We start from the raw sequence: 25,222 nt of genomic DNA on the forward strand, positions 1-25,222 counted from the left end.
CCGGACTTCGCGCATCCCGGAACAGGGACAATGGTGTGGTGACTTTCAGACTGGACACAATCGGCCGGGGCCTGGTCTTCGCCGGTTCCATCGAAGATCTCGCAGCGCAACTGACCAAGCAGGGCGACGGCGGTGCGGTGGTCGTGCAGGCCCCTCCCGGTACGGGGAAGACCACCTTGGTACCGCCGCTGCTGGCTAATCTCGTCGAACAAGGGCAGTCCGGTCAGCCCCGCGTGGTCGTCACCCAACCCCGGCGTGTCGCCGCCCGTTCCGCCGCGCGTCGCCTCGCATCCTTGGACGGCAGCCGCCTTGGTGACAGGGTGGGTTACACGGTCCGGGGCGAGAACAAGACCAGCACGCAGACGATCGTCGAGTTTGTCACGCCGGGGATTCTCCTTCGCCGGCTGCTGAAGGACCCAGGCCTGGAGGGTGTCCATGCGGTTATCCTGGACGAAGTCCACGAGAGGGGCCTCGAATCCGATCTTCTCGTGGGCATGCTCGCGGAGGTTCGTGAGCTTCGCGGAGACCTGACGCTTGTTGCCATGTCCGCAACGCTCGACGCCCGGCGGTTCGCCGCTTTACTGGGTGGCACGGCCCACGGCGGGCCGGCTCCCGTCGTCGACTGCCCTTCAGCGCTCCACCCCTTGGACGTTCAATGGCACCCCGCCCGCGAACACCGCCTGGACGAGCGAGGAGTGTCACGTTCCTTCCTGGACCACGTCGCCCGGTCCGCAGCGGCGGCCCACGCGGCGGCCCTGGCTGCGAACCCGGACGTGGATGCGTTGGTCTTCCTTCCCGGTGTCCGTGAAGTATCCGACGTCGCCTCCCGCCTCCGCACGCTTGTTTCAGGGAACGTTGAGGTTCTTGAGTTGCATGGCCAGGTGGGTCCGGCGGCGCAGGACCGGGCAGTTTCCGGCCGCGAACCTTCAGGGGCGCCGCGCATCATCGTCTCCACGTCCCTGGCCGAGTCCTCGCTGACCGTCCCGGGTGTCCGGCTTGTCATCGACTCGGGGCTGTCGCGCGAACCGCGACGCGACGCGGCCCGCGGGATGTCCGGCCTGGTAGCCGTTTCCTGCTCCCAAGCTTCGGCGGCCCAGCGTGCCGGCCGTGCCGCCCGCCAAGGACCGGGTGTCGTGGTCCGGTGCTATGACCAACGGGCCCTCGCTGCCGCCCCGGCGCATCAAACCCCGGAGATCCTGGCCACTGACCTGACGGGCGCTGCGCTGGTTCTTGCCTGCTGGGGTGCGCCCGGAGGCCGGGGACTCACGTTGCCGGACGCCCCGCCGGGTGGTGCCATGACGGAGGCGGTGGAGGTGCTCAGGGAATTGGGCGCCGTCACCGGCGACGGGACCGCCACCGCTATGGGCAAAGCATTGGCCCGCGTCCCCGCAGACCCTCGACTTGCCCGGGCCCTGCTGGATGGATCTGCGGCTGTTGGCAGGCGCGCTGCGGCTGAGACGGTGGCACTGGTTGCCGGCGACCAGCGGGCACCCGGGGCGGATATCACCAAACTCCTGTCGATCCTGCGTTCCGGAACGGATCCCGCCGCCCGGCGCTTCGCGGAGGACGTGAAGCGGCTGGATTCCATCGCCGGGCAGGAGGCGGCCGCCGTCGTACCTCTTGAGGGACGCCACCGGATCACGCCGGGCGAAGCGCCTGGCTTCGTGGTTGCGCTGGCGTTCCCGGACCGTATCGCCAAACGCGTTCCCGGCGATGGCCCGGCCAGCTACTTGCTGAGCTCTGGTACGCGGGCCGGGCTCCCGGCTGGAAGTCCGCTGTCCGGGCATGATTGGTTGGCAGTTGCCGAGGTGTCGCGCGCCCAGGGACGCGACGCTGCCGGCACAGGAGCGGTGATTCGCTCGGCTGCGCCGCTCTCGGCGGAATTGGCAGCGGCCGCGGCCCCCCAACTATTGACCGGACAGGTCAACGCAACCTTTGACAATGGGCGCGTGACGGCGCGCCAGGAACGCAGGCTCGGCGCCATCGTGCTTTCCTCCACACCGGTCCGGGCCGGCATCGGGTCCGCACGCCAGGCGGTGGCCGAGGCCCTTGCGAAAAACGGACTTTCCATGCTCAGCTGGTCGCCCACCGCTGATGCGCTGCGTCGTCGCATGGCCTTGCTTCGCCGGGAGCTCGGCGATCCCTGGCCGGATGTGACCGACGCTGGTTTGTTGTCCAGGCTGGAGGAATGGTTCGCCCCGGAATTGGAGGCGATGGCTGCTGGAACTGCTGCGTCAGCCATCAGTCTTGCCGAACCGCTGCGCCGGCTGCTTCCCTGGCCGGAAGCCGGCCGCCTGGAAGCGCTTGTGCCCGAACGGCTCGAAGTACCCAGCGGATCCCAGGTACGCATTGACTATCCGGACGTCGATGACGACGGCGGCCGTCCCGTTGTGGCGGTGAAACTTCAGGAATGTTTTGGCTGGGACAGCACGCCTCGGCTGGTCGATGGCAGGGTGCCCGTTCTTTTCCACTTGTTGTCCCCGGCCGGACGTCCGCTGGCCGTGACCGACGATCTCACGTCATTTTGGTCCGGGCCTTATTCCCAAGTGCGGGCAGAGATGCGTGGACGCTACCCCAAGCATCCCTGGCCCGAAGACCCTTGGACCGCGCCTGCCACGGCCAGGACCAAGAACCGGATGTGAGCAGCTAGGCCGTCCGGTCCAGGAGGAACTGGATTTCCCCGTCCACGAACGTTGCCAGCACGCTGCTCGCAGCGAAGTCATCCGGTGCTGCACTGAGCGGGTCCAGTTCGAAGGCCGTAAAGTCAGCCCGCTTGCCTACAGTGATGGACCCCGAGACATCCCACAATCCCGCGGCTTTGGCTGCGTGGGAGGTGTATCCCTCCAGCGCCTGGAGCGCTGTCAGTGCCTGGGAGGGAGCAATCGGTTCCAGTCCGGGGTGTCCCGAACGGCGCCGCAAACGGGCATCCGCCATGATCGGCAAGGGCTGGAACGGGGCAATCGGCCAATCCGAGCCAATGCCCAGTACCACCCCTGCTTCACGGACGTCCCGGCACCGCCACGCACGGTCGGCACGCTCGGTACCCAAGCGGGTGGACCAGTTGTCACTGTGGTCTGCCAATGAGTAGTGGGTGCAATGGGTCGGTTGCATGCTTGCAACGACGCCCGAACCCTTGAAGCGCGCCACGAGTTCGTCCGGCACCGTCTCAAGGTGCTCGATCCTGTGCACGGTCCGGCGCAGGACATCGGCCGGCACCCTGCCGCGGAGGGACTCCAGGGCATCGAGGACATGGCTTACCCCGGCGTCGCCGATCGCGTGCGTCGCCGTCGGGATCCCACGGGCCGCGAAATAGTGGACAGCGGCTGAGTACTCCTCCGGCCGCGGCCAAAAGGACGCAGTGGATTCGCCATAGAGGTCAGGTTCGTGGAGCCAGGCGGTTCCGTTGTCCACCGTTCCGTCGACGAAAAGTTTGATGGCCTCAACGGACCAGCGGCGTCCACCGGTGCCGATGCTCCGCGCGAGTTCTTTCCAATCCTCTTCGTTGGTGCCGGGCATGCACCAGGGCGCAGAGCGCAGCCGCAGGGGCAGTTCGCCCTCGGCCTCCAGCGCCCGGAAGAGTTCGGAGGATTCCTCGCTGTGGTCCATGATGTGGCCACCGGTGAGTCCGGACCTGGCGAAGTCCCGGAGGAGCCCGCCCAGCCTGGCCTTGCGCCTCTCGAAGGACTCCCGGGGGATGTGGCGTTGGACCAGTTCCATGGCAGCGGCTTCAAGCAGCAAGCCGGTAGGAACTCCGTCCGCATCGCACACCACTTCCGAAACCTGCTCGAATTCGTGCCTGCCGTGCACGCCTGCAAGCTCCAACGCACGGCTGTTGGCGATCGCGGAATGACCGTCGAACAAACGGATCAGCGCCGGCTTGCCGCCGCCGACGTCATCGAGCACGCTGCGGTGCAGGGGCACCGTTCCGAAAGCGTTCGGGTTCAGGCCCCACCCACGCAGCCACTCGTCGTCGTTCCCTGCCTGCGAGCGGAGAAGCGAGCGGACGTCATCAAGCGTTGAGGCGCCGGAAAGGTCGACGCCGACGGTAAGGTCCAGGCCAAACACCGGGTGGATGTGGCAATCCACCAAACCCGGGGTCAGAGTCGCGCTGCCGAGGTCCACCACGCGGGTTCCGGAACCGCGCCAGCCTTGCGCGTCCTCACGGCTCCCGACGGCGGTGATGGTTCCGTCAGTGACCGCGACGGCCTGGGTGGATTCGCCCCGGTGGTGGTCATCCAGTGTATGGATGGTTTCGGCGAGGACGATGAGGTCAGGAGTCATGGGTTTCAAAGCTTCCAATCCGGGCAAAGACGTTGGGGCGGGCAATCCGAAGGCGGCGGGCGATCAGCAGGCCCGCCAGGAACACGATGGGGGTAACAGCCAGCAGAATGGTGTTGGTGAGGGCGTCCGCGAAGGTGAGGAGTTCGATGTTGATGGCGATCAATGCCACCACACCGAACAGCAGGACGGCCGAGGCGATGCTGACTGGAACAAGCAGTCGGTTGGTCACGGCGCCGGGATTCCGGCGAAGGTACATGAAGGCGGCTACCGACACCAGGCCCTGCAGGGCCACGATGCCGACGATTCCAGGCGTGTTGACCCAGATCAACAGGTGCTTGTAAGGGTCGGCGTTGGCAATGGCACAGATGAGGATGACGACGGCGGCCAGGACGGTCTGGATCTGCCCTGCGCGGTGCGGGGACTTGTACTTCGGGTGGGTCCTGCCCAGGAACGAGGGAAGGATGCCGTCCTTGGCGAGCATGTAGACGTAACGGTTGATGGCGTTGTGGAAGGCCAGTTGCGAGGCATACACGCTGGTAACGATCATCAGGTACATGGCCACTTCTGCCCAGGGGCCCACGTACTGGTTGATGGTGGCGAAGAACATCCCATCGGCAAGTTCGCCGGCGGCAGTTACGACGTTTCCATTGCCGTAAGCCTGGATGACTGTCCAGACAATGAAGGCGTAGAAAACGGACATGAGTCCCACCGCGATGTAGGTGGCCCGGGGGACTGACTTGTCCGGGTTGCGGGCTTCCCGCCGGTAGAGCACGGTTGATTCGAAACCCATGAATGCTGCGAAGCAGATGGCCAGGATGGCCAGTACGCCCGGCGTGAACGCGTGCTCGGGGGAGAAGGAGTCGAAGCTGATGCCCTCGGCCCCGCCGCGGGTCAGGATTCCTACGCCCATGACGGCGAGGATCGCCGTTTCGGCGATGAGCAGGACGCCCAGGACCTTGGCACCGACATCAATTCCGCGGTACCCAAGGAACCAGACAGCGGCAATGGCAGCCAGGGCCACCACGGGCCAGGGAACGTCCAAGCCGAAAAGGGTCTGGAGCATGGCTTGGGTCTGGACGGCGAAGAGCCCGTAAACGCCGATCTGCAGGCAGTTGTACGAGACGATTGCCAGGATTGCCGAGGCAAGACCGACAGTCTTGCCCATCGCCAGCGTGATGTAAGTATAAAAGCCGCCGGCGGCTTTGACGTGCTTGGTCATCGCCATGAAGGCAATGGCAAAAACCAGCAGCACTGCACCGGCGATGACATAGCCCATGGGGGCGCCAATGCCCCCGATTCCTATGGCTACGGGGGCCACGCCGGCCATGACGGTCAGGGGGGCTGCTGCGGAGATCACCAGGAAGGCGATGCCGCCGGTGCCGATGGCGTTCCGTTTCAGCCCATTTCCGGCTTCGGCAGCCGGGGGTCGGGTTTCCAGATCAGACATGGGGATCCTATGGGGGTGTGGGGGAGGTTTTTCAGGGGGAGAAGAGGAGATAAGCGAAAGGCTTTCGTTTATCGTAGGGCCTTGTGACCCGCGGCACAATACCTCGGCTCCAACTTCTGGCTAGAGTCGTAACATCAACCGTGAATGGAGTAACCCCCTATGGCACGCCCGCTGGTCCCGCTGATATCCGTCGACGCCCTCGTTACCGCCGCCCTGGAGTTGGTGGACGAGGCAGGGGACTTCAGCCTGCCCAAACTGGCCAAGCGGATTGGCGTCAGCCAATCGTCCATCTACAACCACGTCAGTGGACGCGAAGAGATCCTTGAGCTCATGCGTGGCCGCATCATCTCCGAGAGCCCCTACACGCTTCATGACGACCAGGACTGGGAGGCTGCACTTCGGACCATTGTGCGCAGCTACCGGGACGCCTTTGCCCGGCACCCGAGGCTTGCGCCCCTTCTGGTACTGCAGACCGTGCAGGACCACCAGGTCCTTGCCCTCTACGAGAACCTCGCCGTGGCCCTGCAGGCTGCCGGCTTCCGTGGCCGGGACGTGCTGTCCGCAATCTCCACCATCGACAGCTTCGCGCTGGGCTTCGCGCTGGACCTGGCCGCTCCCGACGTCGTCTGGGCACCGCCCGCGGTAGGATTCCCGGCACTCAGCAGCGCATTGGACAATGCGGCGCCTGCCGAAGAGCGAGGCGAGGCTGCCTTCGAACTCGGCTTGGAGATCCTTGTCGCCGGCCTGCATTCCAGGCTTCGGACCACGGATTCCCCGCTTCGGACCACAGCGCAGTGAACCTGCTGCAAACATGGTGGGACGCGGTTGTGCGCGGCTTCACCCAGAGTTACACCACGGCGGTCCCCTTGCCCGTCCTGCTGGGCATCCTTGTCTGTGCCGTGATCCTCAGCATTCCCCGCGCCACCTGGCGATGGTTCGGTTTGTACGTCACGTTTGTCCACGAACTGGGTCACGCCTACGCGGCGCTGATGACGGGAAGGTTCGTCCACGGACTCCGCATTGGGCTTGACCACTCCGGGCGGCTGGTCAGCAGCGGACGGAGCTCTTTTGGGGCCGCGTGGTCCGGCTTCTGGGGCTACCCGGCCCCGGCTGTCGTGGGATTCGGCCTGATTGCCGCAGTCAGTGCGGGGCGCTCGGGTGCCGCCATGTCGGTGGGTGCCCTGGTTCTCCTGATGTCCTTGGTTTTCCTCCGAAACTTCACCGGGATAGTGGTGGCCGTTGCCAGTGCGGTCATCGCACAGGCGCTGCTCCTTTTCGCCACGCCCACAGTCGTCAATTATGTGGTGTTGGCCCTGGGAGTGGCACTGTCCGTGGGAGGTGTCAGGGACCTCCTCAAGCTCGCAGGCGTCCACACGAAGCGCCGCCAGCGGCTGGCGGCCTCGGACGCCTTCATCCTGGGCCGCACCACGGGAGTGCCCGCCTTTGTCTGGCTCTCCGGATTTACGGTCGTCATCGCTGGCTGCGTATTAGCATCGACGTGGTTGCTGTGGGGGATGCTCAGCCTTTAGTGACTCCAAGCCCTTGCCCCGTGGTCGCTTCAGGGTGTCCAATCTGGTTAACGATTCGGATTTTCGGGTTCGATACCGCGAGCGTTCGGACTCCAGGCCGGGAGACACCAGGAGGCGCCCATGTCTGCCAAGGGCACGCACGAAGCGGCAAAAGGGTCCGGCACCACGGCCAGCGAGGCAAGACGCGGCGAGTCCGGCGCGGCCTTGATGGCCCAAGACCCTGCGAGGATACGCAATGTCGCTTTGGTGGGGCATTCAGGATCCGGCAAATCGATGCTGGTGGAAGCACTGCTCGCCGCAACCGGAGCCATCAGCAGAATGGGATCCATCAGCGAGGGAACCACAGTCAGTGATTCCGATCCCTCCGCCGTCCATCAACAGAGGTCGGTCACACTGTCCGTGGCACCCATCCTTGTTGGCGACACCAAGGTCAATTTGATCGACACCCCGGGCTACACCGATTTCACCGGCGAATTGAGGGCTGGATTGAGGGCCGCCGACGCGGCCCTTTTTCTTGTCTCCGCAGTGGAAGGAATCGACGGCGCCACTGTCGCCCTCTGGGGCGAGTGCGAAAAGATCCGACTTCCCCGTGCGGTGGTTCTCAGCAAACTGGACCATCCCCGCGCAGACTTCAGCGCCGCCGTCGAGCGTTGCCGGCAAGCCTTCGGAGCATCGGTGCTTCCACTGTATTTGCCCGCGCAGGGAAACGCCGGACTCATCGGCGTGCTCCACGGCGCTCCGGACGGCCTCGTCCCGGATTCCGACGTTGAAGCGGCTAGGGAGCCGCTGTTGGAGGGGATCATCGCCGAAAGTGAAGATGAAACCCTGATGGACAGGTACCTCGGCGGCGAAGAACTGCCCCTGGCCGATCTCGTTACGGACCTCGAAAAGGCCGTGGCGCGTGGCAGCTTCTTCCCGGTCATGCCAACATCTGCCGAGACGGGCCTGGGCCTGCCGGAGTTGATGTCCTTGCTGACCGATGCCCTGCCCTCGCCCCTTGAACGGATCCCGCCAGCAGCCATGACCCTTGATGGTTCGACACTGCAGCGCCTGGATTGTGATCCCTCCGGGCGCCTGGCCGGCGAAGTCGTGCGGACCACCGTGGATCCTTTCCTTGGCCGGGTGTGCTTGGTCCGGGTCTTCTCGGGAACCCTGCGGGAAGATTCATCCATCCACATCGGCGGCCGGGGACTGGCCGACCGGGGTCACGAAGACCACGACGCTGATGAACGCGTTACGCACCTCTACTCGCCCGTGGGTTCCAGCCTCAAAGCAGTCCCGCACTGCATCGCCGGCGACATCTGTGCCATCAGCAAGCTGGCAAGCGCCGAGACAGGCGACACTGTCTCAGACCGCGAAGCCCCGCTCCTGATCGAAACGTGGAACATGCCCGAACCGTTGATGCCGATCGCCGTCGAGGGTGTCTCACGCAGTGATGAAGACGCGTTGGCCAAGAGCATCGGGAAGGTGGCAGCTGCGGATCCAACGCTCAGGCTCGAGCGCAACCCGGACACCCATCAGCTCATCCTGTGGTGCATGGGGGAGGCACATGCCGAGGTGATCCTGGACCGTTTGCGGAACCAGGGCGTCAAGTTGCGGACGGTGGACATCATCACTCCTCTGCGTGAAACCTTCGCCGGCAAGGCGGCAGGCCACGGGCGCCACGTCAAGCAATCAGGGGGCCACGGCCAATTCGCTGTCTGCGACATTGAGGTGGAGCCGCTGGCGCGGGGCGAAGGCTTCGAGTTCACGGACAGGATCGTAGGGGGTGCCATCCCGGCAACGTTTGTCGCATCCGTCGAAAAGGGAGTCAGGGCGCAAATGCTCAAAGGCGTCTCGGAAGGCTTCCCCGTGGTCGACATCAAAGTCACGCTGGTCGGAGGCAAGACCCACAGCGTGGATTCCTCTGATGCCGCATTCCAGGCAGCCGGTGCGCTGGCGCTGCGGGAGGCCGCAGCTGCCGCGAAAATCCAGCTCCTGGAACCGGTGTCATCGGTGGTGATCACCGTTCCGGACGAATACGTGGGCGCAGTCATGAGCGATCTCTCCGGACGGAGGGGAAGGGTGAACGGCACGAACGCTGCCGACGGCGATGGTACGGAGATCCTCGCTGAGGTGCCGGACCAGGAGCTGCTCCGCTACGCCGTCGAACTGCGTGCCCTTACGGCCGGTACTGGACATTTCCGAAGGTCGTACCTTCGTCACGAGCCCCTTCCGAAATAGCCTTAGCCATCGGGTAATCTCAGGCTCCGGCCTTCAGGAAAGCGGCCACCTCGGGTGCCAGGGACGCGCCCACGTCCGCCGCGCTGCGCTTCAAGCCCTTGACGGCGAAAGAATGGTCGCCGCCTTCACACCAGCGAAGCGTCGCCGTCGGACCAATCCGGGCCACCACTTCCTCCAGGATCCCCGGGGTGGCGAAGGTATCGCGGGTGCCCTGCAGAAACAGCATCGGGACGGTGACTCCATACAGGTGCTCATCACGGAGCTTCTCCGGTTTGCCAGGGGCATGGAGCGGATAGCCAAGATAGACCAGTCCCTGCACCGGCATGCCCTCAGCCACCGCCATGGACGCCATACGGCCACCGAAGGATTTACCTGCAGCCCACAGCGGCCCGCCGTCCGACAGCCCGGCCGCTGCCTCGATCGCTGCCTGCCATGTCGCGATGGCAAGCGGTGGGCGATCCGGGAAACGGCGCCCTGCTTCACGGTAGGGAAAGTTGAAGCGAAGCGTAGCCACGCCTTCATCGGCCATGGCTGAAGCAAAACCCTGCAGGAACGGATGTTCCATGCCGGCTCCCGCACCGTGGGCCACAACCAGCGTGGCCCACGGGTTTTCGGGCCGGAGGAACAGGGCAGAAACCGTGGTGTCGCCGACAGCGATGGACAGCGATTCTTCGTGAGCGGGCATGTATCCATCATTGCGCACAGGGACGGCGACACAGGTACCGCGGTGAAACACCCCTGGTATTTGGCCGTGGATGCTGACGGACGGGACCGATCCGGGGTAGCTTGTGGCCATGGCGAGTGAAGCAACCACTGTAAGCGTGCCCGGTCCCGACGGTCCGCGTGAGGTCCGGATTTCCAGCCCCAGCAGGGTGATGTGGCCGGAGGCGGGACTGACCAAGCTTGATCTCGCCAACTACCTGATCGATGTCGGCGAGGCATTTGTCGCAGCCAACGGAAACCGTCCCGTCAGCCTCCAGAGGTATTCGGGAAACATCGACGGCGACATGTTCTTCTCCAAGAACCCACCCAAGGGAGCGCCCGACTACGTCCGTGCCGTCACGGTGACCTACCCCAGTGCGCGGGCCCACCCACAGCTGGTCATTGACGAACCGGCAGCTGCGGTGTGGGCCGCACAGATGAATACAGTGGTGTTCCACCCCTGGGCCTCCCGGGCCAACGATCCAGACAATCCCGACCAACTGCGGATCGACCTCGATCCCCAGCCTGGAACGGACTTCGACGACGCCATCCCTGCTGCACTGGAGCTTCGTTCCGTTCTGGCCGAGGCCGGACTGACCGCGTTCATCAAGACTTCCGGCAACCGGGGGCTGCACGTCTACGCCCCCATCAATCCCAAGCACGAGTTCCTCGACGTCCGGCACGCCGTGATCGCTGCAGGGCGCGAACTTGAGCGCCGCATGCCGGACAAGGTCACCACCGCATGGTGGAAAGAGGAACGGGGCACCAGGATCTTCGTCGATTTCAACCAAGCCAACAGGGACCGGACCATCGCCGGGGCATACAGCCCGAGGGCCGTGCCCACAGCACAAGTGTCGTGCCCGTTGTCCTGGGAAGAGCTGGAAAACGCCGATCCGGGCAAGTACACCGTCACCACGGTCCCTGACCGTTTGAAAAAGCTCGGGGATCCCTGGGCCACCATGCATGAGCATCCCGGGGACATAGATGTCCTGCTGGCATGGTGGGACCGTGACGTCGAGAATGGCCAAGGCGAGATGCCGTTCCCGCCGGAGTTCCCCAAGATGCCCGGCGAGCCCATGCGCGTTCAGCCTAGCCGGGCCCGCAAGCCTGAGGAGTAGGCCCTCAGGGCCGGAAGATCGTTCCTATTCGAAGCGGGACGGGTCGCCTGTCCCGCGACGAACTACTTCGGCGACCCCACTGGAGAAATCGACGACCGTCGTGGGTTCTGAGCCCGTGTCTCCGGCATCAATGACCGCGTCCACTTGGTTGTCCAGGCGCTCCTTGATTTCCCAACCCTGCGTCAGCGGCTCTTCCTCATCCGGGAGCAGGAGGGTGCTGGACAGCAAGGGCTCGCCCAGCTCTGCCAGGAGGGCCTGCACCACCCGGTGGTCCGGGATACGGACCCCCACGGTTTTCTTTTTGGGGTGCAGCAGCCGCTTGGGCACCTCACGCGTGGCTGGAAGGATGAATGTGTAGCTGCCCGGTGTGACCGCTTTGATGCTCCTGAAGATGTCATTGTCCAACATGACGAACTGGCCCATCTGGGCGAAGTCCTTGCAGACAAGCGTGAAATGGTGTTTGTCGTCCAGGTGGCGGATGGTCCGGATGCGGTCCAGCGCTTCCCTGTTCCCGATTTGCGCGCCCAAGGCGTAGCAGGAGTCCGTGGGGTAGGCGATCAAGCCTCCGTCCCGCAGCATGTTAACCACCTGGCCGATGGCACGTGGTTGGGGGTCCTCCGGATGCACATCAAAGAATCTGGCCATGGAAAGAGCCTACGACATCACTAGGACAAGACGTCCTTGTTGGAGAATTTCGCGTAAGCGAGTGCGCCGCAGACCACCACGTAGCCACACTGCAGCAGCGCGTTGTCGGCGAACGACGTCCAGTCGATCGGTTGCCTGAGCAGGTCGGCGAATCCCAACCAGTGGTGGCTGAACAGCCACGGGTGCAGCCAATCCAGTTGCGGAAGGTTATCCAGCACTTGGGAGACGACAGACAGGACGATGGTTGCCGCCATGGCGCCGACCGGCACATCCGTAAACGTGGAAATCAACAGCCCGATTGCCGAAAGTCCCAAGAGGGACACAGTGATGTAAGCAGCGATCAGCAAGGATCTCACGGCTGATTCGCCCACGCTGATGGTGTCTCCCGACAGGAGCGTCACGGGCCCCACGGGAAAAAGTACGACGCCGGCCAGGGCGCCGGACGCTGCCACCGTCACTGTCGCGGCGCAACAGAAAGCGACGGCACCGGCATATTTGACCAAGAGAAGCCGGATTCGGCCAGCCGGGGCCAACAGCAGGTACCTCAACGTACCAAGGTTCGCTTCCCCCGCGATCGTATCTCCGGCCACCACCCCTATGGTCAGCGGCAGGAACAGGGGCACGCAGACCACCAGTGCGGTGACCGCCACGAATAGCCCGTTCTGGGTGATGCGGTCCAGGAAAAGCGGACCCCGGCCCGGTGTTGCGGGCCGGGACGACAACTTCACCGCCACCGCGATCAACACCGGCACTGCCGCCAACGCGATCAACATGGCCCACGTACGGAGCCTGCGGAAGAGCACCGACAGTTCCGAAGCGAGCAGCGCCCACCCGGCCCCACGGTGGGCAGTGCGGGCTGGTGAGGCAGCAACAGTTTCAGCCGGCAACGTCGAACCCCTCTCCGGTCAAGGAGACAAAGCGTTCTTCCAGGCTTGGGTTCTCAACTGTGAAGCCACGGACACGGACGCCCTCAGCCACCAGGGCGGCAACGATTGCTTCTGGGGCCACGCCGTTGAGCCCCGTGCCCGCCACCGTCCAACCATCGTGTGTCCGCTCCCGCAGCGGTCGGGTCTCCAACGAACCGCCTTGCTCATTCCTGTCTGCGGTGACCAGGCCCAGGCGCGACAAAACACCCAAGGCCTTGCCGACGTCGGGCGTTTGCAGGAAGACCCGCGGCTCACCGGCGGAGCGCAGTTCCTCCAGCGGGCCCTGCGCCACGAGTCGTCCGGCGCTCATGATGCCGGCATGGGTGCACATCTGTTCGACCTCGGCCAGGAGATGGCTGGAAACGAAAACCGTGGTTCCCCCGGCAGCGAGGGAACGAACCAGACTCCGGACTTCCCGGGTGCCCTGGGGGTCCAAACCGTTGGTGGGCTCGTCAAGGACCAGGAGTTCACGGGGCCGCAGGAGCGCGTTGGCCAAGCCGAGGCGCTGCTTCATGCCCAAGGAGTAGGCGCGGACCTTCTTGCCGGCAGCGTGGCCCAGGCCCACTCGATCCAGGGCGTCATGGACCCGCTGCCTTCTGGTTGAACCCGGCGCATGGCGGTCCGCTGAGTCCAGGCGGATGAGGTTTCCCGCGCCAGTCAGGAATGGATAGAAGCCTGGGCCCTCCACCAAGGCGCCCACGTCGGGCAACACGGAAGCCAAAGACTGAGGCACCGGCCTCCCCAGGACACTGATGGTTCCGCTGTTGGCTGTTGCAAGGCCCAACAGCACCCGGATGGTGGTGGTCTTTCCCGAACCGTTCGGCCCGAGGAAACCAAAGACTGCTCCCCGGGGTACCGCAAGATCAATTCCGTTAACAGCAGCCCTGTGCCCAAAGCGCTTCACGAGGCCGCGTGTTTGAATTGCGAGCCCGGACCCGGCCTCCGGGCGGATTTCCTCGTCGGCAGCCTCTGTCACTGGGCAGTTTCCGTCACTGGGCAGTTCGCCTTACTGGTTGGGAGCCGCCGGCTGGAGGGCTGCCGTCTGGAGCCGCTCCAACGGGACCATGCCCGCGAAGACGCGGCCGTCGTCGAGAATCAGCACGCTGACCAAGGACGTCGTCACGGCGTGGCCGCCGGGAACCGGCTGGAGTGCCTGGGAAAGGAGCGGGTCGGCCATGAGTCCGGCAGGAGCGGTACCCGCTGGAAGGGAGACCACGGCATCCCAACCCTTGCCGTTGGCAGCTGCCCCATACTGCCCATGGGTGGCCTGTGGAGAGGGCAGCGGGGTGGACTTCGCCGGCGCTGCGGGAACCGCCTTCTCAGTGACCGTTGCCCCTGGTGGAGGCGTGAACTCGAAGATCGCAGCATCCGGGGCGCGCAACTCCACCTGCGTGAAGGCCAGGGAGTAGGCAGGCTCAGCTTGTCCTTTGGCCCTGACCTCGACGCCCAGCGGCATGCCTGTTTCGGAATCGACGTCGATGGCCACCGAATCCACCAAGGTACCGGAAGTGCGGGGGCTCAGCAGGAGGCGGTAGGCGCTGCGGCCGGCGACTGTTGAGGAGTTGTCCACGCTGACCTCGGTGCTGGCATCAATGGCTGCGAGGAAGCGTGCGGCCAGGGACCCGGGTGTTGGCATGTCTGTGTATGGAGCTGAGTCTTCGTTCCTTCCCATCGACGGCGAAGGCGCACTCAGGTGCGTCGCACTGTTGTCCGCGGAGTTATAGAACCACGCATCGCGGCCGTTCACCACGAGGTCACGCTCAGCCATCCGGTCCAGGATCTGCAGGCGGGCTTTGGCGGGGGCATCGAGGTACACGCGGGCAGTGTGCGAACCCGTCAGGAATTCCAGGGCAGACGCAACGCCGGGAGTAACGCCCGGGCCTGCAGCGGGAATGTCTGGAAGTCCCAGCTCTGCGTTTTGTTCCACCGTGCCGGCAAGTGCCCGGACCTGGGTGTTTGCGATCATCGCGAGGACCTCGTCCGCGGTCTTCGGCGGAAGGGAACTGCTGGCACCAGCTTGCACGGCACCAAACAACACCGCCATGCCCATGGCAAGGCAGATCAACAGCGCCGGCAGCCACCGCTGCCTGGCCCGGGACATTTTTACCCGCCGCCGCGGATCGAAGGCATGGATCCAGACTACTCCCGTTGCCCGCGGGGATCACCTGTGGTGCGTCACTGCCCGATCAGTTGACGTGCCAGCTTGACCGCCCCGAAAACGGGGGACTGGGAGAGGATCCGGATAAGTGAGGGATCTTCCAACGACATTTTCCTGGCTACTGCGGCAGCAAGCTGGCTCTGGTTGACCAGTAGCGCCCCAGCCATCACCAGTGGGAGGTCCAAGCCAAGTTCGCCCAGCACTTGCCGGGCCAGGGACGCCAGGGAATGCGCTGCCTCGGCCTGGATCCGCAAGGCCGCCGGATCGCCGTCGTTGGCCATATCGAGGACGAGCGGAGCCAATCCGGCCCAATGGTCCGGCTCGGGCTTGGCATAGAAGAAGTCCATGAGCTGCAATGCGTCGACGCTGGCTGCGGCTGCCATCAAAGACTGGACCAGCGGCCCCGGTTCAAGGCCGGCATAATACTCGCGCAGCGCCTCGCGGACGGCGTCACGAACCACTGAGTAGCCGCCGCCTTCATCGCCGAGCAGATAGCCATAACCACCGCTGCGGGCTTCGCGGCCTTCCCGGTTCCTGCCCCAGGCAACCGAGCCTGTACCCGCCACCAGGACCACTCCTGCCTCAAGCCCCGCCGCGGCAAGGATAATTCGGGTGTCATGGACGACGTCGATCCTGGCGCCGGGAAAGTGTTCTGCAAGCAGAGCCGACAAAACTGCACGGCTCGCCGGGGTGTCGGCACCGGCTGCCCCGGCACATACCGCTTCAACACCGCCTCCGACGCTTGCGGCAATCCGTCGCAGCACCGCATCGGCTCCCTGGTGCCCCACGGAAGACAAATTCGCGCGCGCTTCAGTGATCTCCAGCCCGGCATCGTTGTCCACCCCGGAAAGGACGGCGTGAGTTTTGGATCCACCGATATGGAGGCCCAGAACGACAGGAGCAGCTGCTGCGCCCCCAGTATGACCGGACTGCTGCATGTGACGTCCCTTCGTCCCGGATCGGCTCGCTTGGGCCAGCGCCCACGTACAAGATTGGCCCCCTGCAACATTGGCATAGACCAATCCCCTTGTCTACAGGTAGGTTGTCCCTATGCCTGCCGACATCAAGCGTGCAACGCCCAAATACTACGTCGTCAAGACCGGAATTCTCGCCCTCATGGCGGGGCTCCGGCCAGGCACCCTTATCCCCACGGAGCGGGCCCTCGCGCAGAGCTATGCCACGTCGCGCACTACTGTCCGCATGGCCATCAGCGAGCTCGTGGCGGAGGGGAAGCTCGCCAGGATCCAGGGCCACGGAACGTTCGTGGCGCCTCCCAAAGTGACCCACGTCAGGCAATTGACGTCATTTTCCGATGACGCGAGGACTCAAGGCCTCAACCCGGGCTCAACGCTCCTGGGGCTGGAGGTCGTCAAAGCAAGCCAGGATGTTGCCGCGCACCTGGCGTTGGGTGAGGGAGACACCGTGACCCGGCTCGAACGTATCCGGTTGATCGATGGAGCGCCGCTGGCCCATGAAGTTGCCTGGCTTCCGGGCAAGCTTCCCCGGTTCAAGGCCAACCTGGCCAAGTCCGGCTCCCTGTATGCCGCGCTCAAGGACGTGTACAGGATATCCATCGCAGAGGTGGAGGATACTGTCGAAACGGCCTTGGCCGGTCCAGGGGACGTTGAGCTGCTGGGCATTGAAATGGGGGCGCCGCTGCTGGTGGTGCATCGGCTGGCCAAGGACAGTGACGGCGTGCCGGTTGAATGGACCCACAGCACCTTCCGTGGGGACAGGTTCCGCTTCGTCTCACGGGTGAGGGCGGACGCCTGAAGGCCCGCACTTCTCATGGACCCGTCGTGACTGGGCCCGTCGTGACGCGGACGCCCTGGACTGTGTGGCGGACGAACTCGGCACTGGGCTCCTTGTAGGCGGCAACAATCCGCCCAAACAGCCGGGCGCCTTCGGAACCGGGCCAGTCCTCAGGGAGAAAGGTTGGGGGCAGCCCGGGATCGAGGTACGGGATGATGCGCCATCTGTCGATGCATTGGACGTAGGCCGCGAACGCGGCTGCCCCCGGTTCCACCTCCTGGCCGGCATCCGGGACTGCGCCTGCATGCTCGCGGATGAAGTCCTTGTGGAGTTCGGCGACGGCGTCCAGGTCCCACCATGCGGACGCGGCTTCCTGCAGGCTCCCACCCACAAGCGGTGTCCCTGCGACAAAGATCGTCACCATGTCACGCAGCTCGAGATCCGCAAGAATCTCTTCCACTTCCACCCGGAGGGAGTCCGGGCAGATCCACAAGCCGGCGGCGACCGTTCCGCAGCCGATCCAGTGGAGCCTCCGCCGCAGCTGGTGTCGTTTCTCCCGCTCCGTCTCCGGGATGGAGAAAGAGATCAAACACCAGGGGTCGGATGGGGACATGCTCCTGGGGTTGTAGATCCGCCGGTCACCGCGGGCCAGCATGGCCGCAGCACCTTGCGTCAGGGTGAAGCCCGGAGTTCCTTCGCGGTTCTCCTGGCTCAGTACGTCCTTTTTCCGCAGCCGGCCCAAGGCTGTCCGCGTCACGGTTGCCGATGTTCCCAGGGCATCGATCAGCGCCACGATGTCCTTGGTGGACATCCAGCCGCCAGCATCGCGCAAGTACAGCCCGATGACTGTTCGCAGCAAGGACGGCGTGCTCCCGGGCCGGGAGTCCATGTCATCGAGGACGGCACTCACTTCAGGCTCACAGGAGTTCGGTGAGGACGTCCCGGATGGCTGAGACTCCCAGCTCCACCTCGGCATAGCTGGTGCTCAGCGGTGAAAGGCCGATGCGCAAGCCATGCGGAGGCCGGAAATCGGGAATGACGCCCTTCTCCCAGAGCCTTGCCGTGACATCGGCGAAGAGCGGGTGGTCAACCGTGATGTGCGAGCCGCGTTCGGAGGCATCACGTGGACTGACAATTTCAGCACCGAGCGGCACCAGGAGCTCTTCAGAGAGTGCGATGGCGTACTCCGTGAGCTTGATTGACTTGTCCCGTACGGCGTCCATTCCCACGGAGGCGATCAGTTCCACCATGTCCTTCAGTGGCTGCATGGCCAGGACCGGCGGCGTGCCCGTGATGAAGCGTCGGATGCCCTGGGCCGGGCGGTACGCGTCTGTCATCCCGAAAGGATTGTCCGCCCCCATCCAGCCCCAGATGGGCTGTTGCAGGCGATCCTGCACAGACGCGTTGACGTATGCGAAGGCGGGGGAGCCCGGGCCCCCGTTGAGGTACTTGTAGGTGCAGCCGACGGCAAGGTCGACGCCCCACGCGTCCAGCTCCATAGGTACGGACCCAACGGAATGGCACAGGTCCCACAGCATGAGTGCGCCGGCCTCGTGAACCTTGGCCGTGATTCCCTCGGCGTCTGCAAGGAACCCCGAGCGATAGGCAACGTGGCTGAGGACCACGACGGCGGTCCGCTCGCCCAGCAGGCCGTCCAGGTCCGCGGCGCGGACGCCGCTGGTGGGGTTTGCTGCTATCCACTTGATCGTGGCGCCGCGTTCGTTGGCGATGCCTTCGATGATGAAGCGGTCTGTGGGGAAGTTGTCGCGATCGATGATGATCTCGTCACGGCCGGGCTGGGCGTCCACAGCCGCGCGGATCATTTTGTACAACATTACGGACGTCGAGTCGCCCACCGTGACCTGCCCCGGCGCGGCTCCGAGCGTCACCTCACCGATGCGGTCGCCCACCAGTGTGGGCTCATCCATCCACTTTTCGTCCCAACCACGGATGAGGCGGCTGCCCCAGGCGTCATGAACGAATGAGGCGAGGCTGGCGGACGTCACCTTGAGCGGCCTGCCCAGGGAGTTGCCGTCCAGGTACGAGGTGAGCTGCTCGGCGTCGGGCGCGTAAAAGGCTTCACGCTGGGCGGCGAGAGGATCCGCGGCGTCCAGTTCTGCCGACGTCGGCCATTGGGTCTGCTGTTCGGTGGTCATCATTTCTCCTGCGGAAGTGTGGGGGTGGCTGCTAGTTGCCGATCTCGGTGCGGACGGCGTAGAGCTCGGGGAAGAAGGTCAGGTCCAAGGCGCGTTTGAGGAAGTCCACACCGGACGACCCACCCGTGCCCACTTTGAATCCGATGGTGCGTTGAACGGTCCTCAGGTGCCGGAAGCGCCAGGCCTGGAAGTTGTCCTCGATGTCCACGAGGTCCTCGCATGCCTCATAGAGCCCCCACGGAGTGTCGTCGGATTCGTAGATCTTCTGGAAGACGGGGACCAGGTCCTCACGGAAGGTCCAGGGTTCACTGGTGTCCCGCTCGAGGATGTCGGCGGGAATGTCGTAGCCTGCACGGGCCAGGACGGCAAGGAAGGCGTCGTACAGCGTGGGCTCTTCCAGGAGGGTGCTGAGCAAGGCGTGGGCCTCGGGCTCGCTTTCGAAAACACGCAGCATCCCTCGGTTCTTGTTGCCCAGGAGAAATTCCACTCCACGGTACTGATACGACTGGAAGCCCGAAGAACTGCCCAGGAACCCGCGGAACTGGGCATACTCGCGGGGTGTCAGGGTGCCCAGGACAGACCATTGTTCGGTCATGGTGCGTTGGATGGCTTTGACGCGGGCGATGCATTTGAGCGCCTTGCCCAGGTTGTCGGCGTCGAAAAGCCGCCGGGCCTCCAGCAACTCATGTAGGACCAGTTTGAGCCAGAGCTCACTGGTCTGGTGCTGGATGATGAAGAGCAATTCGTCGTGGTGTTCCGGCTTGCTCAATGGGTGCTGCGAACTGAGCAGGCGGTCAAGGTCCAGGTATCCGCCATAGGACATGGCGTGCCGGAAATCGGTGCGAACGGTGTCCTCGATATCCCGGACGTTGCGAGAGGAATGGACTGCGGGCTTTTCCATGAATCGAGAATATCACTTGCATGACGAACGTCAAGGTATTGATTTGCAGTGCTTTCCAGCACGACGCCGCCGGCTTCCCGTAGGCTGGCTTCAACCGTTGGGGAAGGGGACATGAGGATGACGTGGAGGCTGCCGTGACGCCGGTATCCATCTACCTGGACGTCGACGGCGTGGTGAACCCCTTCAGTCCGATGGGCACCACAGACTGGGGCAGCGAATGGAGCATCGCCGACGCCGGCATCCTGGAGGTGGCCTTCGCCCCCGAGGCCGTCGCCGAACTCAATGCCCTCGCTGAACATCCGGCAGCCCGCTTTGTCTGGCTGACCACGTGGGAGCGCCTCGCGCCGGAGTTCCTGTGCCCGGCCATCGGGCTGAACGGCCAGGACTGGCCCGTATTGTCCAGCCAAGGATGGGACGAGGGGCCGGAATGGTGGAAGCTCGTGGCTCTGCAGAAGGATTTGGCGACCAGCGGGAGCCTCCGCTTCGCGTGGGTCGACGACCAGCTCAGCCAGGAGTCCGATGCGCGATCGTGGGCGGAGTACCAGCAGGACCGTGTGCTGTGCATCTCACCGGATCCCCGTAAGGGGTTGGGCCGCGCCGAACTTGCGGCGGTGCGCAGCTATCTGGGGTGAATTCCGGACCGCATTCGTTTGGCCCCTCGGGGTATGGCACGTAGGATTCTTAAGGTTTCAAGCCCGCCAGAGTGAATCCCGCAAGCAGGGTCAGTTGAACACTTGCTGAACTATGCTGTGGATGGCAGGTACGGGGAAGTGGAACTGCTGAACGTCGACTCTGCAGATTGGGCAACAGGTGGATATCACCTTCATGGTCGCGCTGGTAATAGCGTTGGCCCTATTCTTTGACTTCACCAACGGCTTTCACGACACAGCCAATGCGATGGCCACGCCTATCGCTACGGGGGCGATCAAGCCTAAAACGGCCGTCGCCTTGGCCGCGGTCCTCAACCTCGTGGGCGCTTTCCTCTCGACCGAGGTGGCCAAGACTATTTCCGGCGGACTGATCAGGGAAGGTTCCGACGGAATCCACATCACGCCGGACATTATCTTTGCCGGGTTGATGGGCGCCGTCCTCTGGAACATGATCACTTGGCTCAAGGGCCTGCCGTCGAGTTCCTCGCATGCCCTGTTCGGAGGCCTCATTGGCGCCGCCGTCGTCGGCATCGGGTTCCACTCCATCAACTTCGAGACGGTCCTGCAGAAGGTCATCCTGCCGGCGATCTTTGCGCCCCTCATCGCTGGCCTGGTGGCATACATCTGTACCCGCCTCGCCTACGCCCTGACCTCGCGGCACGACCCCGAAACCGGCGACAAGCTCACGCAAAAACGTGGTGGCTTCCGCACGGGACAAATTTTCACTTCGAGCCTGGTGGCCCTTGCCCACGGCACCAACGACGCCCAGAAGACCATGGGCATCATCACCCTGGTCCTCATTGCAGGCGGTACCCAGGCCCCTGGCAGCGGCCCGCAGTTCTGGGTCATCGCAGCATGTGCCTTTGCCATAGCGATCGGCACCTACGCCGGCGGGTGGCGCATCATCCGCACCATGGGTTCTGGACTCACCGAAGTGAAGCCGGCGCAGGGCTTCTCCGCTGAGACCAGCACGGCATCAGCCATCCTCGCCTCTTCGCACCTGGGCTTCGCCCTTTCCACCACACAAGTCGCCTCGGGCTCGGTCATCGGTTCCGGCCTCGGCCGCAAGGGAACGTCTGTCCGTTGGGGCACCGCGGGCAAGATTGCCCTGGGCTGGCTGTTCACCCTCCCTGCCTCGGCCATTGTCGGCGCGCTGACCGCGCTTCTGGTGAGCGTCGGCGTCGTAGGCGTCATCATCGCCGCAGTGGTTGGCACGGCTGCGGTACTGTTCATGTTCGTTGTTTCGCGGAAGTCCCACGTCGGCCACCACAACGCGGTCGAGGTCGAGGAAGCCGGCCATGCCGTGCGGTTCCGGAAGAAAAAGAAGTCTCGAAAGACCACCAAGAGCGAGGACGTGCAGCGATGAAATGGCTGGAATTGCTGCAGGTCGCCGGAGTCACCCTCCTTGCAGCCGTGACACTTGTGGTCCTGTACTCCTTGGGCGTACGACTCACAGCCATCGCTGGCGACGCACAGCAAAAGTCGCCCACTCTGATGCGTTCCCTGGCCTATGTATGCTTCGCCTTCTGCGGTGCAGCCGTCCTTTTCGGCATCTACCTGATTGTTCCGTACTTCGGAAAGTAGCCGTTTCTCTGGCAGCAAAGTCCATTCGGGAGAATAATCAGCAGTGTAGTTATGCTCATAACTGCGTAGTCGCGTTCCGGCAGATGTGGGGCTGTCATGAAGTGCCAATCCCGAACCCATATCATCGAACTGGCGCTGGTCCCGGTCCTGATGCTGGCCCTTGCAGCCTGTTTGCCGCCCTCCTCCGAGGGACTATCCCCGCAGCAGGGTTCCACTGCGCAAACCACCGGCACCCCAAGCCGGAACAGTTCCACAATTGTGGCTCCCACGGCAGCACAACCGGCCGGTCCTGCCGGCCCCGGAGCACCGCAGGAAAACGCGCCGGCGGTTCGGTGGATTCCTGTTGGTCCGATTGGGCCCAACGACCCCACCTCCGGACAGCTTTACCTCCTCCTTCAGCAGTTCCAGTGCGATGCCTTGGCCCGAAGCGTGGAGGGCAGCGGGGACCAAGCTGTATGGCTGGCAGGGGCTGCGGTATGCCGTGCTGTGCAAAGCGGCAAGGCCGAGGATTGGGAAAATGCTTCCAATGCTGTTTCTGCTACGCCCCGGATTCCGGAGAGCCAGTGCCTGGAGTTCAGGGTTGCCGCCATGTCGGCCATGATGGTGGCCCAATACCGCAGCAACCCCCAAGCCGTTCCCAAGGTGGAACCCGGCCCGGGTGAAGCATGCCCCCGTCAGTTGCTGGGTCTGACCGTGGTGGACGAACAGCTCAGGCCGGTACCAGGAACACCGCGTGCTTCGGGTCCCGCCACAGGGGGCACTATTGTCCGGCTTGACGGCTACTACGTCCGCATCGGTGATGTCCTGTTCGACGGTGTGCCTGCAGACGTGGAGTTCGTTGGCGACAGGGAGGACTACGGGACGGTCTACTTGCGGATGCCGCCCGCGCAGGGCCGTTCGTCGGTTCGGATCTCGGTGACGGACACGGTGGACATTGCCGGTTCGGCCACCTTCTTTTACGACGACGCCGTAGTTTCTTCCAGTACGGCAGGAACAGGTACCGCAACTGGCGGGAACCCGGCCAGCACAAGCCAGCCACCGCCGTCGGCCGTTGCGCCTTCATCCCCGGCATCACCGTGAGCGACGTCCCCGCAGCCACCGACGGCAGCAGTACCCGCTGGAAGCGGGCCCTTGAGGTGCTCTCGGTGGTCGGACCGCCGCTGACTGTGGTCACCGCCTTGCTGGTCTACTTCGGCTGGGCGCGCACCGATGCTCAAGCCAAGGCAATGGGGCTGGACGTCAGCCTCTTCGGCTATACGGTCCAGGATTTCATTCTGAGGAGCATCCAGTCCCTGTTCCAGCCCCTGGCCTGGCTGGCGGTCATTGGCCTGCTCTGGCTCATGCTCGACCGGGGTGTGGCGCGGATCCTCGAATCTCCGCGCTACAAGAAGCCCGTGCAGCTGTCCGCCACTGTGATTCTTCTTCTCGGGTTCGCCTATGCGGCCGTGATGTGGATGGCAGTGACGGTGCGCCCCGGGCAAACAGCCCTTTATGCACCATTTCTGATCGCGGCCGGGCTGGTCGTCGGCTCATGGGGCCTCAGCGTTCGACGCCGGACGGCCGGGTCCGGCGTGCAGGGCGCGTATGGGGGTCGCCGGGGAATCGAAGGCTGGTTGGTGTTTGTCCTGGTCACGCTGCTTCTGTTCTGGGGCACGTCCGATTACGCACAGGCGCTGGGCCGGGGTGCTGCCATCGACTATCAGGAACGTGCCCATCTCCTGCCCACCGCCGTCGTGTACAGCAAAGAGCGGTTGGCCGTCACGGTGCCGAACGTGAAGGAAGAAGCGGCAGGTACCGACGCGGCACCGTTATACCGGTACACCGGCCTGCGCCTGCTGGTGGTCAGTGGTGGACGCATCTTCCTGTTGAACGACGGATGGTCGCTGGAGCGGGGCCGTGTCGTTGTGCTGCCGGATAACGGCAGTGTCCGCGTGGAGTATGGGAACCCCGCTTCGGACTGACTAGTCTGGGGCCATGTCGTCCTTCCAGTACTACGTAGCTTCCACCATCGACGGTTTCATCGCGTCCCCGGACGACGACCTTGGCTGGCTCCTGCAGTTCGAAAGTGTCGACGGCGTGAACGAGGGAATCGAGGCGTTCATGGCCGGCGTTGGCTGCATCGCCATGGGTGGGGACACCTACCGTTGGCTCTTGGACCACCAACCGGACACGTGGCCCTACCCGGATATCCCATGCTGGGTCTTTACGCATCACGAGTACTCCGCACCCGCCGGTGCGGACATCACCTTCGTCCGGGGCGACGTCACGGAGTTCGCCCAGGATCTGCTGAAGGACGCCGGCGCCAGGAATGTCTGGTTGCTCGGTGGCGGGGACCTCGTGGCACAGTTCGCCAACGCTGGCTTGCTTGATGAAATCATCGTCACCGTCGTGCCGGTCGTCTTGGGCGCCGGGAAACCGCTCCTGCCGCTCAAGGGTCCGACGGCGCCACTTGAGTTGGTCTCGTCGAGGATCCTTGGCGGGGCCGCGGCAGAGCTGCACTACCGTTTGCCACAGAGCCCGCATTAGCGGCCGGGGCCGTACTTTAGTGGCGGTTGTCCCTGATCATGTTGGTGATCCGGGCGGTTGAAAGCCTGCGGCCCTTCTCGTCAGTGATCACAATCTCATGGTTGGCCAAAGTGCCGCCGAGGTGGATTGCCGTGCAGGTGCCTGTCACAATGCCCGTTGCCACGGAACGGTGATGGGTGGCCCCCACTTCGATACCCACTGCGTGGCGTCCTCTTCCCGCGTGCAACGACGCTGCGAACGACCCCAGGGTCTCTGCCAGCACAACGTGCGCCCCACCGTGGAGGATGCCCGCCACCTGCGTGTTTCCCTCGACCGGCATGGTAGCCACCATGCGTTCTGCGCTCATCTCGGTGAAACGGATTCCCATTTTCACCACGAGCGTCCCCACTCCGTGTGCAGAAAGCCAATCGTGGAACTCTTCCGGTACTCCGGCCTCGTTGAGTTGGTCCACAAAGCTGTTCGGCGTGAAATTGTCCATCATGCCAACTAGGCTGGCACCTGTGAGTGAAACAACCAAACCGGACCAGATTCCAACGGCCCAGGCTGCTGCCATTGCTACAGCACCCGCCCCCACTGCCACGACCTCCAGCAGCGTCACGGGGGAGGGCCGGCCCAGGTTGCTGG

The 25,222-nt window shown here is 64.2% G+C and carries 24 protein-coding genes; 12 read left to right on the top strand and 12 right to left on the bottom strand.

Annotated features, from left to right (window positions below):
* Positions 1–38: 38 nt before the first annotated feature.
* Positions 39–2,642: an ATP-dependent helicase HrpB gene (gene hrpB / locus ACFUOZ_RS01955; RefSeq protein WP_377544164.1), complete on the top strand. Its 2,604-nt coding sequence runs from the start codon at positions 39–41 to the stop codon at positions 2,640–2,642.
* A gap of 4 nt (positions 2,643–2,646) precedes the next feature.
* Here hrpB and ACFUOZ_RS01960 read toward each other — a convergent pair whose 3' ends face one another.
* The gene (locus ACFUOZ_RS01960) at positions 2,647–4,281 is read right to left on the bottom strand and encodes an amidohydrolase (RefSeq protein WP_377544166.1); all 1,635 of its coding nucleotides are present in this window, start codon (positions 4,279–4,281) and stop codon (positions 2,647–2,649) included.
* Complete coding sequence (locus ACFUOZ_RS01965; RefSeq protein ID WP_377544168.1) at positions 4,271–5,728, bottom strand: APC family permease; 1,458 nt, start codon at positions 5,726–5,728, stop codon at positions 4,271–4,273. Before ACFUOZ_RS01965 ends, ACFUOZ_RS01960 begins: the two co-directional genes overlap by 11 nt.
* 159 nt (positions 5,729–5,887) lie before the next feature.
* Between ACFUOZ_RS01965 and ACFUOZ_RS01970 the strand changes: the two genes are divergently transcribed.
* The 3 genes from ACFUOZ_RS01970 (at position 5,888) to ACFUOZ_RS01980 (ending at position 9,480) form a co-directional block, all read left to right on the top strand.
* Positions 5,888–6,526, top strand: coding sequence for a TetR/AcrR family transcriptional regulator C-terminal domain-containing protein (locus ACFUOZ_RS01970; RefSeq protein WP_377544170.1), 639 nt, complete (start codon positions 5,888–5,890; stop codon positions 6,524–6,526).
* A complete protein-coding gene (locus tag ACFUOZ_RS01975; RefSeq protein WP_377544172.1) occupies positions 6,523–7,257 on the top strand; it encodes a M50 family metallopeptidase in 735 nt (244 codons plus the stop codon). The genes ACFUOZ_RS01970 and ACFUOZ_RS01975 overlap by 4 nt, the downstream gene beginning before the upstream one ends.
* A 120-nt stretch (positions 7,258–7,377) precedes the next feature.
* Positions 7,378–9,480: an elongation factor G-like protein EF-G2 gene (locus tag ACFUOZ_RS01980; RefSeq protein ID WP_377544174.1), complete on the top strand. Its 2,103-nt coding sequence runs from the start codon at positions 7,378–7,380 to the stop codon at positions 9,478–9,480.
* Positions 9,481–9,499: 19 nt separating this feature from the next.
* Here ACFUOZ_RS01980 and ACFUOZ_RS01985 read toward each other — a convergent pair whose 3' ends face one another.
* Positions 9,500–10,165 (bottom strand): alpha/beta family hydrolase, encoded by a 666-nt coding sequence (locus tag ACFUOZ_RS01985; RefSeq protein ID WP_377544176.1) that lies wholly within the window; start codon positions 10,163–10,165, stop codon positions 9,500–9,502.
* Positions 10,166–10,274: 109 nt separating this feature from the next.
* On the opposite strand from ACFUOZ_RS01985, the gene ligD reads away from it, so the two are divergent.
* Positions 10,275–11,300, top strand: a complete 1,026-nt coding sequence (gene ligD, locus ACFUOZ_RS01990) for a non-homologous end-joining DNA ligase (RefSeq protein WP_377544179.1) — start codon at positions 10,275–10,277, stop codon at positions 11,298–11,300.
* A 24-nt stretch (positions 11,301–11,324) separates the two neighbouring features.
* Here the strand turns inward: ligD and ACFUOZ_RS01995 are convergent, their stop codons facing one another.
* From ACFUOZ_RS01995 to ACFUOZ_RS02015, 5 genes are all read right to left on the bottom strand, one after another.
* Entirely contained in the window at positions 11,325–11,945 is a 621-nt protein-coding gene (locus tag ACFUOZ_RS01995; RefSeq protein WP_144658731.1) for an L-threonylcarbamoyladenylate synthase, read from the bottom strand.
* 20 nt (positions 11,946–11,965) lie between these two features.
* Positions 11,966–12,832, bottom strand: coding sequence for an ABC transporter permease (locus ACFUOZ_RS02000; protein WP_377544183.1), 867 nt, complete (start codon positions 12,830–12,832; stop codon positions 11,966–11,968).
* A complete protein-coding gene (locus ACFUOZ_RS02005) occupies positions 12,822–13,847 on the bottom strand; it encodes an ATP-binding cassette domain-containing protein (protein WP_377544186.1) in 1,026 nt (341 codons plus the stop codon). Before ACFUOZ_RS02005 ends, ACFUOZ_RS02000 begins: the two co-directional genes overlap by 11 nt.
* Positions 13,848–13,877: 30 nt before the next feature.
* Entirely contained in the window at positions 13,878–14,972 is a 1,095-nt protein-coding gene (locus ACFUOZ_RS02010) for an outer membrane lipoprotein carrier protein LolA (protein ID WP_377544189.1), read from the bottom strand.
* A gap of 74 nt (positions 14,973–15,046) precedes the next feature.
* Entirely contained in the window at positions 15,047–15,967 is a 921-nt protein-coding gene (locus ACFUOZ_RS02015; RefSeq protein WP_377544191.1) for an N-acetylglucosamine kinase, read from the bottom strand.
* Between the two features lie 112 nt (positions 15,968–16,079).
* Between ACFUOZ_RS02015 and ACFUOZ_RS02020 the strand changes: the two genes are divergently transcribed.
* A complete protein-coding gene (locus ACFUOZ_RS02020; RefSeq protein ID WP_377544194.1) occupies positions 16,080–16,802 on the top strand; it encodes a GntR family transcriptional regulator in 723 nt (240 codons plus the stop codon).
* Positions 16,803–16,815: 13 nt separating this feature from the next.
* Here the strand turns inward: ACFUOZ_RS02020 and ACFUOZ_RS02025 are convergent, their stop codons facing one another.
* The 3 genes from ACFUOZ_RS02025 to kynA are packed head-to-tail and all read right to left on the bottom strand — an operon-like array spanning position 16,816 to position 19,838.
* Positions 16,816–17,691, bottom strand: a complete 876-nt coding sequence (locus tag ACFUOZ_RS02025; protein WP_377544196.1) for a PaaX family transcriptional regulator C-terminal domain-containing protein — start codon at positions 17,689–17,691, stop codon at positions 16,816–16,818.
* Between the two features lie 7 nt (positions 17,692–17,698).
* The gene (locus ACFUOZ_RS02030; RefSeq protein WP_377544956.1) at positions 17,699–18,937 is read right to left on the bottom strand and encodes a kynureninase; all 1,239 of its coding nucleotides are present in this window, start codon (positions 18,935–18,937) and stop codon (positions 17,699–17,701) included.
* A 31-nt stretch (positions 18,938–18,968) separates the two neighbouring features.
* Positions 18,969–19,838: a tryptophan 2,3-dioxygenase gene (gene kynA / locus ACFUOZ_RS02035; protein WP_377544199.1), complete on the bottom strand. Its 870-nt coding sequence runs from the start codon at positions 19,836–19,838 to the stop codon at positions 18,969–18,971.
* A gap of 134 nt (positions 19,839–19,972) precedes the next feature.
* Between kynA and ACFUOZ_RS02040 the strand changes: the two genes are divergently transcribed.
* From ACFUOZ_RS02040 to ACFUOZ_RS02065, 6 genes are all read left to right on the top strand, one after another.
* Positions 19,973–20,470: an HAD domain-containing protein gene (locus ACFUOZ_RS02040; protein ID WP_377544202.1), complete on the top strand. Its 498-nt coding sequence runs from the start codon at positions 19,973–19,975 to the stop codon at positions 20,468–20,470.
* Positions 20,471–20,648: 178 nt separating this feature from the next.
* A complete protein-coding gene (locus ACFUOZ_RS02045; protein ID WP_377544205.1) occupies positions 20,649–21,854 on the top strand; it encodes an anion permease in 1,206 nt (401 codons plus the stop codon).
* The gene (locus ACFUOZ_RS02050; RefSeq protein ID WP_377544208.1) at positions 21,851–22,072 is read left to right on the top strand and encodes a hypothetical protein; all 222 of its coding nucleotides are present in this window, start codon (positions 21,851–21,853) and stop codon (positions 22,070–22,072) included. Before ACFUOZ_RS02045 ends, ACFUOZ_RS02050 begins: the two co-directional genes overlap by 4 nt.
* 96 nt (positions 22,073–22,168) lie before the next feature.
* Positions 22,169–23,152, top strand: coding sequence for a hypothetical protein (locus ACFUOZ_RS02055; protein WP_377544210.1), 984 nt, complete (start codon positions 22,169–22,171; stop codon positions 23,150–23,152).
* The gene (locus ACFUOZ_RS02060; protein WP_377544213.1) at positions 23,149–24,033 is read left to right on the top strand and encodes a hypothetical protein; all 885 of its coding nucleotides are present in this window, start codon (positions 23,149–23,151) and stop codon (positions 24,031–24,033) included. The genes ACFUOZ_RS02055 and ACFUOZ_RS02060 overlap by 4 nt, the downstream gene beginning before the upstream one ends.
* Before the next feature lie 13 nt (positions 24,034–24,046).
* Complete coding sequence (locus tag ACFUOZ_RS02065) at positions 24,047–24,598, top strand: dihydrofolate reductase family protein (protein ID WP_377544215.1); 552 nt, start codon at positions 24,047–24,049, stop codon at positions 24,596–24,598.
* Positions 24,599–24,614: 16 nt separating this feature from the next.
* On the opposite strand, the gene ACFUOZ_RS02070 is transcribed toward ACFUOZ_RS02065, so the two are convergent.
* Positions 24,615–25,079, bottom strand: a complete 465-nt coding sequence (locus ACFUOZ_RS02070) for a hotdog fold thioesterase (protein ID WP_377544217.1) — start codon at positions 25,077–25,079, stop codon at positions 24,615–24,617.
* Between the last annotated feature and the right edge of the window lie 143 nt (positions 25,080–25,222).

Source organism: Paenarthrobacter sp. NPDC057355, assembly GCF_042667405.1.
Classification (GTDB): domain Bacteria; phylum Actinomycetota; class Actinomycetes; order Actinomycetales; family Micrococcaceae; genus Arthrobacter.